The organism is Micromonospora sp. HM5-17 (genome assembly GCF_003762835.1).
Classification (GTDB): domain Bacteria; phylum Actinomycetota; class Actinomycetes; order Mycobacteriales; family Micromonosporaceae; genus Plantactinospora.
Map to the genome: position 1 here is coordinate 759,904 of NZ_RJWA01000001.1, position 15,659 is coordinate 775,562.

Here is a 15,659-nt window from a genome sequence, read left to right on the forward strand (position 1 = left end):
GGCGGTCGCCCGGTCAGGACTTGACCCAGCGGAGCACCTCGCCGAGGACCAGGTCGGTCGCCTCGACGTGCGGGAAGTGCCCGACGTCGTCGAGGAGCCGCCACTCGTACGCGGCGGAGACGTACCGGCCGGAGCCCTGGGCGGTCCGGGGCAGGGACGCTTGGTCGAGTGCGCCGTGCAGTTGCAGGGTCGGGGTGACCAGCGGCTTCTGCATCAGCTTGACGAACCGGTAGCCGTGGAGCCGGAGCACCGAGCGGAACGCCCACCGGTAGCCCTCCATAGCGCAGAACGCCGCCTGCGGAATCTGCATCGCCTTTCGGCAGCGGGTGGCGTACTCCGCGAAGTCGGGGCTGGCCACCCAACGCGGGCCGCCCCAGCGGCGAAGGAAGTAGCCGATCAGTGCCGCGTCGTGCCGGGTCAGTACGTGCTCGTAGCGGGGGATCTGGAACTTCAGCGTCGGGGTGGCGGCGGCGAACTGGCCGCGCGGATCGGCAAAGATCCCGGCACGCAGCCGCAGCGGGTGCGGTGCGGCGAGCACCACCAGCCGGCGGACCAGGCGCGGGTGGAAGGCGGCGGCGGTCCAGGCGATCATGCCGCCGGCCCCCGAGCCGACCAGGACGGCCGACCGTTCGCCGAGGGCGCGGATCAGTCCGGCGACGTCCGCGGCGAGCGTGTAGCCGTCGTACCCCCGGGGCGGCTTGTCGCTCGCGCCGTACCCCCGCAGGTCGACCGCGACGGCGCGGTAGCCGGCGTCGGCGACCGCCGGCAGCATCCGGTGCCACGCCCACCAGTACTCCGGAAAGCCGTGCAGGAACAGCACCAGCGGGCCACTGCCCGCCTCGACCACGTGGAATCGGCTGCCGTTCGCCCCGACGAAGCGGTGGGTCCAGGGCCCTTCCGTCAGGACGTAGGACTCGTCGACCAGCGGCTTCCGGCCGCCCGTGCTCCGCTCCCTCATGTTTCACAGCCTAGGCCCAAGCTCGGCGAATGCATCCGCCGCGACGGCCGGATCAGGGAAGCGTCGGGGATTTCACCCCAGGTCAGCCGGGCTGTTCCGGCTCGGTACGGCACCGGCGCGGCGGGCTCCACGGTGCGGCCACCCCGGACCGGAGCGTGGCCACAACCCGGGCAACCCGTCCCAACCTGACCGGACCGTCAGGAACGCGGGTGACGTCCGAGATCGGGTTGACTACGGTGCTGCTATGGCTGCCGCCCGTCGCACCGATCATCCCGACCTGCCCGTGCCGATGGTCCGGGTGCAGGGGCCGCCGGCGGAGTGCGGCATCGGGTACGGCACCGTGGCCCGCGACCTGATCGAGGCCAACCTCGACTTCTATCTGCGCCGGTTCCGGAACGAGGCCGGGCTGGACGCGGCGGCGGTACGCGCCGCCGGAGCGGCGTTCCGCGAGGTGACGGCCCGACACCATCCCCGGGTCGCCGAGCAGCTCGACGGCGTGGCCGAGGGGGCTGGCGTCCGGGCCGACGAGATCTATGCCCTGAACGCGCGGACCGAGCTGATCTATGGCCGCCAGCGGACGCCCGGGACGCCGGCCGCGGCGGAGGCGGAGACCGGCGGCTGCACCTCGGTCGGCGTCCTCGGCACCCACACCACCAACGGCCACCTGCTGCTCGGTCAGAACTGGGACTGGCACCCTGACCAGCGCTCGGTGATGCTGCTGCTCGCCACCCGGGACGAGCGCGGGCTGACCGTGCTGACCCTGACCGAGGCGGGGATGCTCGCCAAGACCGGGCTGAACTCGGCCGGGGTCGGGGTCTGTGTGAACATGCTCGGCTGCGACCGGGACGGGCTGCCCGCGGACGGCACCGCCCCGGGCGTGCCGTACCACGTGCTGCTGCGGGCCGCGTTGGAGGGCGACAGTCTGGCCGAGGCGTTGAAGGCGGCCTGTCGGGGCACCCGGAACAGTTCGATCAACCTGTTGCTCGGGCAGGCGGCGGAGGGCGGCGGCGAGATCGTCGACCTGGAGTTGGTGCCCGGGGACGTCGGCTGGCTGCATCCGGTCGACGGGCTGGTCACCCACGCCAACCACCTGGAGACCGGGCTGCCGGTGTACGACACCATCAAGGACTGGGGCGGCTCGTCGCTGTTCCGGTCGGCGCGGGCCCGGCGGCTGCTGGCGGCCCGGCTGGCGGCGGGGCCGCTCGGCGAGAGCGACCTCGCCGCGCTGTTCCGGGATCACGCCAGTTGGCCGCAGAGCATCTGCCGGCACGTGGATGACCGGTACCCGCCGGCCGAACGCGCCGAGACGGTCTACTCGGTGCTGCTCGACCTGGACGACCGGCGGCTCGGCATCGCGGCCGGGCCACCGTGCGAGCACCGGTACGGATGGGTGGATCTGACGTCCTGCTGACGGGGCCGGGGGTCGGGAGCACCTGCTCCCGACCCCCGGCTACCGATCCGTGAGACCGGATCAGTTGGTGATCTTGATGATCGCCAGGTCGGTGATGAGCCGGTTCTCCAGAATCAGCTCGATCTTGGTGCCGGTGCCGGCGACCTTGACCGAGTTCATCGGGTTCTCCGGCGACCAGTAGCGGTCCGGGTTCGAGTCGTTGAACGTCGTCACCGGCTTCAGCTTCGGCACCGTCACCGGCTTGCCGTTCAGGTGGAACGTCTGGGCCGGCTTGGTGAACCTGCTGAAGGTGGCGTCGTAGCTGCTCCGCCGGTTGGTGATGTTGCCGACGCCGGGCACCGTGATCGGGCCGGGGCGGACGTCGACGGGCAGGTTCAGGCCGTAGCCCGGGTGCACGATCGTGTCGTTGTCCTCGTACGCGTAGTTGACGTACCAGATCAGCAGACCCTGGTGGTTCGAGAACCGCTCGACCCAGTCCGGCTTCGTGTTCTGCCAGCCGAAGTTGTACGGGCCGGTCTTCAGGACCTTGTCGTAGCCGTAGTAGGTCCGGTACTCGGCGATGTAGAAGTGCGGCACGAGCTGGGTGAGGGTACCGGTGAACCGGCTGAAGCCCCGGGCCGCCCAGGCCGAGTCGGCCGTCTCGGCGGTGTCGGTCCAGGCCGGGGTGCCGTTGACCACCAGCGAGATGTTGTCCAGGAACGGACCCTCGAAGGAGGTCCCGATGTCGGTCTGGTACCGGTAGCGGAACTGCACCGTCTTGCCGGCGTACGCCGAGAGGTCGTAGCCGAGGTCCACCCACTCGCCGTTGGTGGAGCCGTCGACGCCGTCCTCACCCTCCTCGACGAGGTCGTTCCGCAGCGGCGTCCAGGTGGAGCCGTTGTCGTCCGACACCTCGGCGATGAGGTAGTCGTAGTCCTCCTCGATCTCCCACTGCGCCTTGGCCGTGATGGCGGCGGTGGTCGCCCCGGTGAGGTCGAGCGTACGGGTCAGGGTGTTGTTCAGGTTGTCGCCACGGCCGCCCCACCACTCGTACTCGCCCTCGAACGGGGTGTTCACCTCGGTGGTGACCTCCCGGTCGGGCAGGTTCACCACGACCGCCTGGGCGAAGCCGTCGGTGTCACCGGCCGCCCCGAGGGTCGCGTACGTCGTGCCGCTGTTCCACTCCACCTCGGAGTAGTTCAGCCAGCCGAGGTAGAGCTTCGACCACGGGTCCATGTAGCCCGGGGTGGACCCGATGTCCTGCTTGCCGTGGTTGAGCCACGAGCCGGACGCCATGACGCTCCAGAAGCCGACGCCGTTGTCGCCGCCCTGGGTGTCGTACAGGTCGGGCAGGCCGAGGTCGTGGCCGTACTCGTGGACGAAGACGCCGAGGCCGCCGTTCTCCGGCTCGGTCGTGTAGTCGCGGATCCAGAAGCCGGTGTCACCGATCTGGACGCCGCCCGCCTTGTTGAAGTCCGGGCCGGCGCTGCCCTGGAGGTTCCAGAAGGCGGCCCAGCGGTGCGACCAGATCGCGTCCTCGCCCTGGGCACCGCCGCCGGCCTCCTCGCCCTCACCGGCGTGCACGGCCTGGAAGTGGTCGATGTAGCCGTCCGGCTCGTTGAAGTCGCCGTCGCCGTCGTAGTCGTACCGGTCCCAGACGTCGAACTGGCTCAGGTACTGCTTGATCTGCTCCGGGGTCTTTCCGGCCGCGATCTGGGAGTCGTACCAGGCGTTGGCGGTGTCCTTGATGAAGTTCCAGTAGCCGTCGGACTCCGGAATGTTGTTGCTGCCGTACCGGGCCTCGTTGAACGGGACCTTCACCCAGTCGGTGACGTCCCCGCCGACGGTGTACCGGCCGCCCGACTGCTTGAGGTAGAAGTCGGCCATCGATTCCTTGTTCTTGGCGTAGAACAGGTCGAGGTACGACTTCCGGTCGAAGTTCGGCTTCCAGATGGTGCTGTTGTCGTCGGTCGGGCTGCCGTCGTAGATCCGGTCGGGCTCCGGGATCTGGTTGTGCACCGGCCCGTCGGTCCCGCCGGTACGCGGGTCCTTCTGGTCGCCGAACTCGACCAGGATCGTGAAGATCGGGTCGACCTTCGGAGGCTGCTGGTACTCGACGAACCGGTCGGCCTTGATCTGGATGACCTTCGACCCGTTACGGGTCTGCAGCTTGGCCTTGCCGTCGAGCAGGGCGGAGATGGCCTCCTTGCGGACCTGCTGGTGCTGCTCGGCGACCGGGTCGACCAGGTTGTCCGCCCGGTGGGCGGCCCCCTTCGGCTCCCGGTCCGCGGGGGCAGGCGCCGCCGGAGCGGCGGACGCCGACGGCGCGGCGACCGCACTGGCGGCCAACAGCGCGGCCGCGGCGCCCGCCAGGCCGGCTGTGACTCGTCTCCTCAAAGGTCCTCCTCCTTTGTGGAAGTGTGTTACAGAGACAGGCCTGCTCTTGGTCGGCGCTGTCATCACACGCGATGACAACCTTTGCAGATGAATGGATCGCTGTCACGGGTCGGCCGGGCACGGCTGGGCGGCCTGGATCTACGCCTAACCAGGGCGAAAACGCTCTAACAGGCGCCCACGTTTTCGCTGATAAATATCACGATTGGGAAACAGTGGAACCCGAGCGTCGGGCCGTACGTCAATTGGCGTCCTGAACCATGTCCGGAGCCGGTCAAGGAGATCGGTCCGGGCGGGCAGGGCGTGGCCGAAAGACATGACGGCGGGCGGGCCGAGGTCGGACCGCCCGCCGCGGTGGTCTCGAGACGACTCGATCCGGGAGTGGTGAGGTCAGTCCTCGTCGGACTTGCCGGCCCGCATGCCGGCCGAGATCAGCTCCATCACCGAGGAGTCCTGCAGTGTGGTGACGTCACCCAGCGAGCGGTTCTCGGCGACGTCGCGCAGCAGCCGGCGCATGATCTTGCCGGATCGGGTCTTCGGCAGTTCCGGCACCAGCATGATCTGCCGCGGCTTGGCGATCGGACCCAGGGTCTTGGAGACGTGCTCGCGCAGCTCGGCGATCAGCGCGGTACCGGCGTCGCCGGAGGTGTCGACGTGGCCGCGCGGGATCGTGAAGGCGACGATCGCCTGCCCGGTGGTCGGGTCGGTCGCCCCGACCACCGCTGCCTCGGCCACCGACGGGTGCGAGACCAGCGCCGACTCCACCTCGGTGGTCGAGATGTTGTGCCCCGACACCAGCATCACGTCGTCGACCCGGCCCAGCAGCCACACGTCACCGTCGTCGTCCTTCTTGGCGCCGTCGCCGGCGAAGTAGAGACCGTCGAAGCGGGACCAGTACGTGTCGATGAAGCGCTGGTCGTCGCCCCAGATCGTCCGCAGCATCGACGGCCAGGGCTCGGTCAGCACCAGGAAACCGCCGCCGCCGTTCGGCACCGGGTTTGCCTGGTCGTCGACCACCTCGGCACTGACCCCCGGCAGCGGCCGCATCGCGCTGCCCGGCTTCGTGGCGGTCACCCCGGGCAGTGGGGAGATCATGATGGCGCCGGTCTCGGTCTGCCACCAGGTGTCGACGATTGGGCACCTGCCCCGACCGATGTTCTCCCGGTACCAGATCCAGGCCTCCGGGTTGATCGGCTCGCCGACGCTGCCGAGCAGGCGCAGCGACGAGAGGTCGTACCCCTTCGGGATGTCCTCGCCCCACTTCATCATGGTGCGGATCAGCGTCGGGGCGGTGTAGAGGATGGTGACCTTGTACTTCTGCACCAGCTCCCAGAAGCGGCCGCGGTGGGGGGTGTCCGGGGTGCCCTCGTACATGAGCTGGGTGGCACCGTTGGCCAGCGGGCCGTACACGATGTACGAGTGCCCGGTGACCCAGCCGATGTCGGCGGTGCACCAGTAGACGTCGGTCTCCGGCTTGAGGTCGAAGACCGCGTGGTGGGTGAAGGCGACCTGGGTGAGGTAGCCCCCGGAGGTGTGCAGGATGCCCTTCGGCTTGGCCGTGGTGCCGCTGGTGTAGAGGATGTAGAGCGGGTGCTCGGCGTCGAACGCCTCGGCGGTGTGCTCGGTGGACGCGGTCTCCACCGTGTCGTGCCACCAGACGTCCCGCTCCGACCAGGAGACCTCCTGCCCGGTGCGGCGTACCACCAGGACGCGCTCCACGCTCGGGCACCGGCTCACCGCCTCGTCGACCGTCGCCTTGAGCGCGGTCGCCTTGCCCCGGCGGTAGCCGCCGTCCGCGGTGATCACAAGCTTGGCGTTGGCGTCCTGGATCCGGTTGGTCAACGCGTCCGTCGAGAAGCCACCGAAGACCACGCTGTGGGTGGCGCCGATCCGGGCGCAGGCGAGCATCGCCACCACCGCCTCCGGGATCATCGGCAGGTAGATCGCCACCCGGTCACCAGCGGTCACGCCGAGCGCGGTCAGCGCGTTCGCCGCCTGGCAGGTCAGGGCCAGCAGCTCCGCGTACGTGATGGTGCGGGTGTCGCCCGGCTCGCCCTCCCAGTGAATCGCGACCCGGTCGCCGTACCCGGCCTCGACGTGCCGGTCGAGGCAGTTGTAGGCGACGTTGAGCTGTCCGCCGACGAACCACTTGGCGAACGGTGGGTTGGACCAGTCGAGGACCTGGTCCCACTCCTTCGACCAGTGCAGGCGGCGTGCCTGCCGCTCCCAGAACGCCAGCCGGTCGGCCGCGGCCTCGTCGTAGGCCTCCGCGGTCAGGTTGGCAGCGGCGGCAAGCTCGGCCGGCGGCGGAAACTGCCGGGTCTCCTGCAACAGGTTGGCCAGAGTCTCGCTCATGGTGGGTGGCTCCTCAGGCGTCACGTAACGGGCGTTCGGTAGGAGGTTAGTCGTGGCGTCCTGCCTGGTGCGAGGGTCGAGGCGGGCTTCGGCGCCGATCCGCGCCGAACGGCCCCGTCCCGGCGCCCGCCGGTTCCGCCGGTGGCCGGGGCACTACCGTGGCAGCGTGGCCGCCGATCCGCTCGTACCGCTGCTCAGCCTCGCCGATGTCGCGCCCGCCGTGGAGCGGGCCCGCGAGCGGGTCGACGCGGCACTGCGGCACCGCGCGCTGCGCCGGCAGGGTGGCCGGGTCGCGGCCGAGGTCAGCCTGCGGTCCGCCATCGCCAGCGCCGCCCTGGAGGGGCACGTCCACGAGCGCGAGGCGGTCCGGGCCGGCGTCGTCACCGACCCGGTGCTCCAGGGGGCGCTGCGGGTCGCCGAGGCGCTGCCCGCCCTTGCCGACCGGTGGCCGCGGGCACCCCGCCAGGTGCTGGCCCGGCTGCACACCCTGGCGGCCGCCGGGACCGTGCCACCGGAGGCGCTGGGTCGACCGGTCGCCGGCGCGGCCGAGGGATCGACACCGTTGGTCGCCGCCCGACTGGACATCCTCGCCGGGCTGGTCACCGGCGGGACCCGGGTGCCGCAGGTCCTCCTCGCCGCCGTGGTGCACGGGGAACTGTTGGCGCTGCGGCCGTTCGCCGGGCCGGCCGGGGTGGTGGCCCGGGCCGCCGGCCGGCTCACCCTGCTCGCCGGCGGCTTCGACCCGCGGGGCCTGGTCGCCGTCGACCTCGGGCACCGGGAACGTGAACCCGAGTACGTCGGCGCGGCGAACGCCTTCGCCACCGGCACCCCGGACGGCGTCCGGTCCTGGCTGCGCCACTACATGACGGCGGTCGAGATCGGCGCCGAGCGGATGGTCGAGATCGCCGACGACGTGCTCGGCTGAGATCCCCCCGCGGAGCGGGTGTCGCATCGGCCCGTCCGGTCGGCACAGGTCCGCCTCGGGTCGGGCGTGTCCCGGTCTGTCGACGTGCCCCGCTCAGGTGGTGCCGGCGCGGGCGCGGCGGTGCCGGCCGTACCAGGCGATGCCGATCGCGACCCCGACCCCGACGCCGATCGCCGCGGCGGCGACCGGGACGGCCGGACGCTCCCGTAGCCGGCGGCCGAGTGGCACGGGGTGGCGGAACTCCAGGATCGGCCAGCCCTGCTCGGTGGCCAGCTTGCGCAGCCCCCGGTCCGGGTTGACCGCCGTCGGGTGGCCGACGCACTCCAGCAGGGGCCGGTCGGTGATCGAGTCGGAGTAGGCGTACGACTCGGCCAGGTCGTAACCGCGCTCGGCAGCCAGCTTGCGGACCGCCTCGACCTTGGCCGGGCCGGCCGCGTAGAACTCGACCTCGCCGCTGTACCGCCCGTCGACGACCGCCATCCGGGTGGCGATCACGTCGGCGACCCCGAGCAGCTCGCCGATCGGTCGGACGATCTCCTCACCGGAGGCGGAGACGAGGACGACGTCCCGGCCGGCCGCCTGGTGCTCCTCGATCAGGGCGGCGGCCTCGGCGTACACGTACGGGTTGATCAGCTCGTGCAGCGTCTCGGCCACGATCTGCCGGACCTGGTCGACCTGCCAGCCCTTGCACAGCGCCGCGAGATAGTCCCGGGTACGTGCCATCGCCTGCTCGTCGGTGCCGCCCAGCCGGAACATGAGCTGCGCGTACGCCGACTTCACCACGTCGCGGCGGCTGATCAGCCCATCTCGGTAGAAAGGCCGGCCGAACGCCAAGGCGCTCGACTTGGCGATGACGGTCTTGTCCAGATCAAAGAAAGCGGCGCTTCGGCCCACGGCGCGCAAGTCTAGTCTGATGGTCTATCGTCACCGGGTGCGCGGGGTCACCTTTGGCCGCTCTCGACCGGTTACTACCTGATCGGTCGATCAGTACCGTAGGTGATCACGCTCACACCGCCCGAGTCGACTTTCGCGCGGAGTGGAAGTAGACACCACTCGACGTATACAAGTCGACTCAGGCATGCTTGTATTTACGACACACTTTCATATCCTCAGTGCTCGTAGACCTCGGCGGTCCGCACCCCCCGCGGCCGTCGAGCGGGTTCGGCTCGACCCCCCCGGAGCCGAACCCCCAGACGACCCCCGTCTCCCCCCGACGGGGGTCGTCGCCTTTCTCGGAAAAGCGCATTCACGCAGGTCATGGCGTGTCTGACGAGGGCTCGTCCGGAGACCGGTCATGCGGCCAGGTGGTAGGGCAGGGGGGCGGGTTCAGCGTGCGTGGGCGAGAAGCATCACCGGCACCACGAGGATGAGCCCGAACATGTTCGCTGTCGCGTTCACGCCGACATCGCACATGGTGTGGGCGCGCCAGGTCACCAGCGGGGCGGCACACGACGCGAGCACAGCGAGACCAGCGCGACCGGCACGATGCGTCCGTGACGGGACCCGTTTCGGCGTACCGTCTCCTGCTCCATACCGTCCCCTCGGGCCACCGGGCTCGGAGTCTGATCGTGGGCCGGACCCAATGGATGACGGGCCCGAATATTCGCGCCCATCGGCGCCTGCTCCTCGGGGAGCGTAGGGCCTGCCCTACCGACGAACCTCCCGTTCACCGGCTGTCGGCCGCTCGGACCGCTCCATAGGCTCGCTCATAGCCATCCATGATTTTCTGTCCGATTTCGGAGGCTGCTCCATGCCGTCGACCCTGGAACCGTCGGCCGACCTGACCAAACCGTCGCGCCAGACGGAAGCCCGGCTCGTAAACGTGGATGGGCTGCGCGCCGTGGCGCTGCTCCTCATCCTGATTGTCAACATCGCCTACTTCGCCAGCGGCTACCCCTTCCACCTGGTGGCGGACCCCGCGCACGACTCGTGGCTCGACCACACGGTCGTGTCGCTGGTCGAGCTGTTCTTCGCCATGAAGGCGTACCTGATTTTCTCCTTCCTGTTCGGCTACAGCTTCACCCTTCAGCTCGACTCCGCCGCCCGACGCGGCGTCGATATCGTCCGCCGGTTCCGGCGGCGGCTGGCCGGGCTCTTCGTACTCGGCGTTCTGCACGCGGTGCTGCTCTTCCAGGGCGACATCCTGACGACGTACGCGCTGCTCGGTCTGGTCCTGCTCGCCATGCGGAATGCCCGGGTGAGCACGGCGCTGCGCGTCGCGGTGCTGCTCACCGGCGGCATCGGGTTCGTACTCGCGCTCGCCGCCGCGGGTGGCGCCCAACTCGCGTCCGATCCGGCGGAGGCGCTGGCGGCGGGGCAGCGCTCCACCGAAGCCCTCCAGGGCGGGCTCGGCTCGCTGATCGTCGAACACGTGCGCCAACTGCCGGCGATGTACGGCGCGCTCCTCGTGCAGGGGCCGCTCGCCCTGTCGGCCTTCCTGTTCGGCTACGCGGCGGGGCGGCGCCGGCTGCTCGCCGACCCGGACGGCAACCGGGACCTGCTGCGCCGGGTACAGAAGGTGGGCTACCCGGTCGGTCTGGCCGGCGCCGTGGTCTTCACCGTGGGCGGCGGCACCGCCAACCTGACCGGTCTGGCCGCCGGGGTACTCACCGCGCCGCTGCTCGCCGCCGCGTACGCCGCCACCGTGATCCGGTTCTTCCAGACCGACCGGGGACGGCGGGTCGCGGCCGTACTCGCGCCGGCCGGGCGGATGTCGCTGTCGAACTACCTGGGCCAGTCGCTCCTCTGCGTACTGGTCTTCACCGGCGTCGGGATGGGTCTCGCCGGTACCGTCCCACCCCTGGTCGTCCTGCTCATCGCGCTCACGATCTACGGCGTGCAGGTCGTCGTCAGCATGGCATGGATGAGCCGGTTCCGCTACGGGCCGATGGAGTGGCTGTTGCGGGCCTGGACCGAGCAGCGGTGGCCACGGCTGCGGTGACGGGTCGGGCGTGCCCGGATCGGGCATCCTGAGTGGACGGACGCCGTCGGGTGTCGGGCCTCCTGCCTCGTCGGGAGTGGCCGGGTCGGCGGCTGGCCGGCTCGCACCGGGCGACGCCGGCGGGACCCGGGGCCGGGCGGACAGGGGGTGGTGCCGGTGGGTGGGTGCGAGGTGTGCGGAGACGCCGACACCGTCTGTACGGTCACCACGGACGACGGCGAACTCGACCTCTGTGCGGGCTGCGCCGACGTCCTCCGCGAGAGCGAGGGGTGGCGGTGTGACGAGCCGCCGGACGACGGGGAGCCGTACCGCGTGGGCGAGCCGCCGGATGACGAGGACCCGGCCGCCGAGCCCTATCGCGCCTCGCCGGAGGCCCCGGTCGAGCCGGACGGCACCGGGAACGACGCCGTGCCGGAGGGCTGACCGTACGCCCCGTCGGCGGGCAGGTCGGACGGGGCGGGACGGTTCCGGCGGCACGAGGCGATCGCGGCGATCAGCAGGCCGACCGCGATGGCGCCGCAGATCTTCGTCACGCCGGCGAGCGCCGACGCCGCGACTCCGATCGTCCGGTAGGAGACGTCGTACTGGGTGACGATCGTGGGAAACAGCAATCCCCACACCACGGTGAAGACGGTCGACAGCAGCATGAGGACACAGCCGGCGACGGCGAAGGCGACGGCGCGTCCGGGCAGCTGTCGCCGCCAGACGACCAGCAGGATCGGGCCGCCGACGAGGACGGCGAGCTCCGGCACCAGCGCGCCGAGGGATATGACTATGGACAGGTCCAGCATGGGAGCTCCCGGAAGTCGATCAACCGGGCCCACCCTATGCCGCTTCCGCCCATCGTGGGGATGGGCTGTCGGACCGTCCGCAGGTCGTACCAGGACAAGGAGCTCAGCGATGGTGCAGGGCCTGGCCGAGGGTCGCGGCGGCCTGGGCGGTCATCGCCTGCGCGGCCTGCGTACCGGCCAGCGCGTCGAGCATGGCCACGTCGTGGATCGCTCCCTGGTAACGCACGTTGGTGACCGGTACGCCCGCCTGGCGCAGCTTCGACGCGTACGCCTCGCCCTCGTCTCGCAGCACGTCCGCCTCGTTCGTGGTGATGAGCGTGCGTGGCATCCCCCGGAGCTGATCGGGGCTGGCGTTCAACGGGGTGGCGAGCGGGTTCGCCCGTTCGGCCTGGTTCGGTAGGTACTGGTCCCAGTACCACATCATGGCCTCTCGGCTCAGGTAGTAGCCGCTGCCGAACTCCCGGTAGGACGCGGTGTCGAAGCTGGCGTCGGTGACCGGGTAGAGGAGCACCTGGGCGGTGAACCGGGGACCGTTGCGTTGCATGCTCAGCATGGTCAGCGCCGTCGCCATGTTGCCGCCGACCGAGTCGCCGGCGACCGCGATCCGGGTCGGGTCGAGGCTGTAGTCGGCGCCCTGCGAGACGATCCACTGCGCCACCGCGTAGCACTCCTCGACGGCGACCGGGTAGCGGGCCTCGGGTGACCGACTGTACTCGGGAAAGACGACGGCCGAGCCTGACTGGACGGCCAGTTCCCGGATGAGCCGGTCGTGGGTGTGGGAGTCACCGAAGACCCATCCTGCCCCGTGGATGTAGAGCACCACCGGGAGCATCCCGCCGGTCCCCCTGGGTGTCATGATCTCCTGGGCGGCCGCCCGAATCCGGTCGCGGAGCTTTCCACCGATCCCGTCGCCCGCGATTCCGGCGGTGCCCTCCGGCCGGACGATCCGGACCGGAACGTGCCCCGACGGCCCGCCGGGCACGGTGATGTCCTCGATGTCGACCTTGGGGCGGGGAACGTCGGTCGACTGCAACTCCGCCAGTTTTGCCCGGCCCTGCTCGGGGCCGAGCTGGTACAGGAACGGCGGGTTGGCGGTCATCCGGACAACCTCCTGTGCCGCCGGTTCCAGCACCACCGTGCTCACGGACTGGGCCATGTCGGCTCCTCCTCCCCACGCGTCGGCCGCGGTAGCGACTCGGTGCGCTGCTCGGGTACCCGACCCGGGCACGGATATGGGCCGGGGCGGGCGGTTGCCCCATCCGCCCGGGCCGACCGTGGGCGCGGTACGTCTCCAAAGCCCGCCGACCTACTGATTCCTCCGGCTATGCCCGATTCCCATATCAGATCAACGGTGGGTCTGGGTGGTTTTCCACAGCAGGGCGGGTTGTCCACAACGGCGCCTTCGGGGCATTCGCGGAGGCCGGGCGGGCGGCCATGGTGTCCGGGTAACCGCACGTCACCGCAGGAGGATCCGATGCCGTCCCGTACCCCGGTCCGTCCCGGACCGCGTCTACCCCTGGTCGTGACCTCGGACAACGAGCTGCTCGACGACCTGCTCCGACTCGCCGCGGCCGGCGGGACCGAGGTGGAGGTGGCGGCGGATCCGGCGGCGGCCCGTTCCCGCTGGGCGGCCGCGCCGCTGGTCGTGGTCGGCGCCGACCAGGCCCAGGCCTGCCTGCGGGCCCGGCTGCCCCGACGACCGCGGGTCGTCCTGGTCGGCCGGTCCGGGCAGACGGAGAGCGGGTGGGACGTCGCCGAGTTGATCGGTGCCGAGCACGTCGCGTTGCTGCCGGCGGCGGAGCCGTGGCTCGTGGACCGGCTCGGCGAGAGTCCGCTGGCCAGTGCGGCCGGCATCGGCGGTCCGGCCCGGGTGATCGCGGTGATCGGCGGGCGGGGCGGCGCCGGGGCGAGCGTGCTGGCGGGCGGTCTCGCGGTCACCGCAGCCCGGCTGGGACTGCGGACGCTGCTGGTCGACGCCGACCCGCTCGGCGGCGGGCTGGACCTGGTCCTCGGCTGGGAGCAGTTGGAGGGGCTGCGGTGGCCGGCGCTGACCGAGGCGGACGGCCGGGTCGACCCGCCCGCGCTGGTGCGCGCACTCCCCAGCCGAGGTGACCTGGTCATGCTCTCCTGGGACCGGGGCGACCCGCTCGCCCTGCCGGTCGAGGCGATGGCCGCCACCCTGGACGCCGGACGGCGGGGCCGCGACATCGTCGTCGTCGACCTGCCGCGTCACCTCGACGACCCGGCCGTGATCGCGCTCCAGGCCGCCGACCAGGCCTTCGTCCTGGTTCCGGCAGAGCTGCGGGCCACCGCCGCCGCGGCCCGCGTGGTCGCGGTCGCGGGGCTGCACTGCGCCAACCTCTCGCTCATCGTCCGTGGCCCGGCGCCCGGTCGGCTCAAGCCCCGGGAGGTGGCGCGGGCGCTCGACCTGCCGCTGGTCGGCACCCTCCGCCCCGAGCCCGGGCTGTGCCGGAGCCTGGAGCGGGGCGAGGCGCCGACGGCCGACGGGCGGGGGCCGCTGGCGTCGCTCTGCCAGCGGATCATCGCCGACCTCACCGGCACGGTCGAGGCCGGGGCGGGTGCCCGATGAACGGCCGGGCGGATCTCGCGGCCCGGGTCCGCCGGCGGTTCGCCGCGGACGGCACGAGCGTCACCCCCGCCGCCGTCGTCGCGGCGGTCCGCGCCGAGCCCGGTGCCGCGGTGCTGGGCGACACCACCGTGTTACGGATGGCGACCCGGGTGCACCAGGACCTGATCGGGGCCGGGCCGCTGGCTCCGCTGCTCGCCGACCCGGCGGTCACCGACGTGCTGGTCAACGGCTCCACGGTCTGGGTCGACCGGGGCTGTGGCCTCTGCCCGGTCCAGGTGCCGCTCGGCGGGCCGGACGAGGTACGTCGGCTCGCGCGGCGACTCGCCGCCGCCTGCGGGCGCCGGCTGGACGAGGCCAGCCCGTACGTCGACGCCCGGCTGCCGGACGGGACCCGGCTACACGCCGTCCTACCCCCGGTCGCCACCGACGGGCCGTACCTGTCCCTGCGTACCTTCCGGCAGCGCCCGTTCACCCTCGACGAGCTGGTCCGGCACGGCACCATGACCCGCCCCGTCGCCGCGCTGCTCGCGGCGGTCGTCGCTGCCCGGCTCGCCTACCTGGTGATCGGCGGCACCGGCTCCGGCAAGACGACCCTGCTGAACACCCTGCTCGGCCTCGTGCCGCCAACCGAGCGGATCGTACTGGTCGAGGACGCCGCCGAGCTGCGACCGGTGCATCCGCACGTCGTCGGCCTCCAGGCCCGCACGTCCAACGTGGAGGGCGCCGGGGCGGTCGGGCTGAGTGACCTGGTCCGCCAGGCGCTGCGGATGCGTCCCGACCGGCTGGTCGTCGGCGAGTGCCGGGGAGCCGAGATCGTCGACCTGCTCTGCGCGCTGAACACCGGGCACGAGGGCGGCGCGGGCACCCTGCACGCCAACACACCGGGTGACGTACCGGCCCGGCTGGAGGCGCTCGGCCTGCTTGGTGGGCTGCCCCGGCCGGCGCTGCACGCCCAGGTCGCCGCCGCGTTGCAGGTGCTGCTCCAGGTCCGGCGGGCCGGCGGTGACCGGGTGCTGGAATCGGTCTGCCTGCTTCTGCCGTCGGGCCCCGAGCGACTCGTCACGGCGGTACCGGCCTGGACCCGGGAGCGGGGTTCGGGACCAGCCGCGCCGGCACTGGCCGCACTGATCGCCGAGCGGGGCGTGCCGGTGCCGCCGCTGCTCGCCACCGCCGCCGGCACGGGGGCGGCGACGGGGCGACGTGGGATCACCCAGGGGGCCGCGTGACCGAGGGCTGGGCAGTCATCGCCTTCCTGACCGCGGTCGCCCTGGTCGTCGTCGGCTCGGGAGGCCGGGTCCGATCCCGACACCGATCT

11 protein-coding genes are annotated in these 15,659 nt (G+C 71.5%); 5 read left to right on the forward strand and 6 right to left on the reverse strand.

What is annotated here, in order from left to right:
- Positions 1-13 precede the first annotated feature (13 nt).
- Complete coding sequence (locus EF879_RS03455; protein WP_123554522.1) at positions 14-958, reverse strand: alpha/beta fold hydrolase; 945 nt, start codon at positions 956-958, stop codon at positions 14-16.
- Positions 959-1,202: 244 nt separating this feature from the next.
- Here EF879_RS03455 and EF879_RS03460 point away from each other — a divergent pair, with 244 nt between their 5' ends.
- Positions 1,203-2,369, forward strand: coding sequence for a C45 family peptidase (locus EF879_RS03460; RefSeq protein ID WP_158624103.1), 1,167 nt, complete (start codon positions 1,203-1,205; stop codon positions 2,367-2,369).
- A 60-nt stretch (positions 2,370-2,429) separates the two neighbouring features.
- On the opposite strand, the gene EF879_RS03465 is transcribed toward EF879_RS03460, so the two are convergent.
- Together EF879_RS03465 and acs are read right to left on the reverse strand one after the other, a co-directional pair.
- Entirely contained in the window at positions 2,430-4,745 is a 2,316-nt protein-coding gene (locus tag EF879_RS03465) for an immune inhibitor A domain-containing protein (RefSeq protein ID WP_233604192.1), read from the reverse strand.
- A gap of 387 nt (positions 4,746-5,132) precedes the next feature.
- Positions 5,133-7,097 (reverse strand): acetate--CoA ligase, encoded by a 1,965-nt coding sequence (acs, locus tag EF879_RS03470; protein ID WP_123554528.1) that lies wholly within the window; start codon positions 7,095-7,097, stop codon positions 5,133-5,135.
- A gap of 166 nt (positions 7,098-7,263) precedes the next feature.
- Here acs and EF879_RS03475 point away from each other — a divergent pair, with 166 nt between their 5' ends.
- Positions 7,264-8,022: an oxidoreductase gene (locus tag EF879_RS03475; RefSeq protein ID WP_123554530.1), complete on the forward strand. Its 759-nt coding sequence runs from the start codon at positions 7,264-7,266 to the stop codon at positions 8,020-8,022.
- A gap of 93 nt (positions 8,023-8,115) precedes the next feature.
- Here EF879_RS03475 and EF879_RS03480 read toward each other — a convergent pair whose 3' ends face one another.
- Complete coding sequence (locus EF879_RS03480; protein ID WP_199736107.1) at positions 8,116-8,925, reverse strand: HAD family phosphatase; 810 nt, start codon at positions 8,923-8,925, stop codon at positions 8,116-8,118.
- Positions 8,926-9,772: 847 nt separating this feature from the next.
- Here EF879_RS03480 and EF879_RS03485 point away from each other — a divergent pair.
- Positions 9,773-10,963 carry a DUF418 domain-containing protein gene (locus EF879_RS03485; protein ID WP_123554534.1) on the forward strand — a complete coding sequence of 397 codons (1,191 nt, stop codon included), beginning with the start codon at positions 9,773-9,775 and terminating at the stop codon, positions 10,961-10,963.
- A gap of 353 nt (positions 10,964-11,316) precedes the next feature.
- Here the strand turns inward: EF879_RS03485 and EF879_RS03495 are convergent, their stop codons facing one another.
- Complete coding sequence (locus EF879_RS03495; protein WP_123554538.1) at positions 11,317-11,754, reverse strand: hypothetical protein; 438 nt, start codon at positions 11,752-11,754, stop codon at positions 11,317-11,319.
- A 103-nt stretch (positions 11,755-11,857) separates the two neighbouring features.
- The gene (locus EF879_RS03500) at positions 11,858-12,910 is read right to left on the reverse strand and encodes an alpha/beta hydrolase (RefSeq protein ID WP_123554539.1); all 1,053 of its coding nucleotides are present in this window, start codon (positions 12,908-12,910) and stop codon (positions 11,858-11,860) included.
- A 318-nt stretch (positions 12,911-13,228) separates the two neighbouring features.
- On the opposite strand from EF879_RS03500, the gene ssd reads away from it, so the two are divergent.
- Both ssd and EF879_RS03510 read left to right on the forward strand, forming a co-directional pair.
- Positions 13,229-14,344: a septum site-determining protein Ssd gene (gene ssd, locus EF879_RS03505; RefSeq protein WP_123554542.1), complete on the forward strand. Its 1,116-nt coding sequence runs from the start codon at positions 13,229-13,231 to the stop codon at positions 14,342-14,344.
- Positions 14,341-15,570: a TadA family conjugal transfer-associated ATPase gene (locus tag EF879_RS03510; RefSeq protein WP_123554544.1), complete on the forward strand. Its 1,230-nt coding sequence runs from the start codon at positions 14,341-14,343 to the stop codon at positions 15,568-15,570. The genes ssd and EF879_RS03510 overlap by 4 nt, the downstream gene beginning before the upstream one ends.
- Positions 15,571-15,659 lie beyond the last annotated feature (89 nt).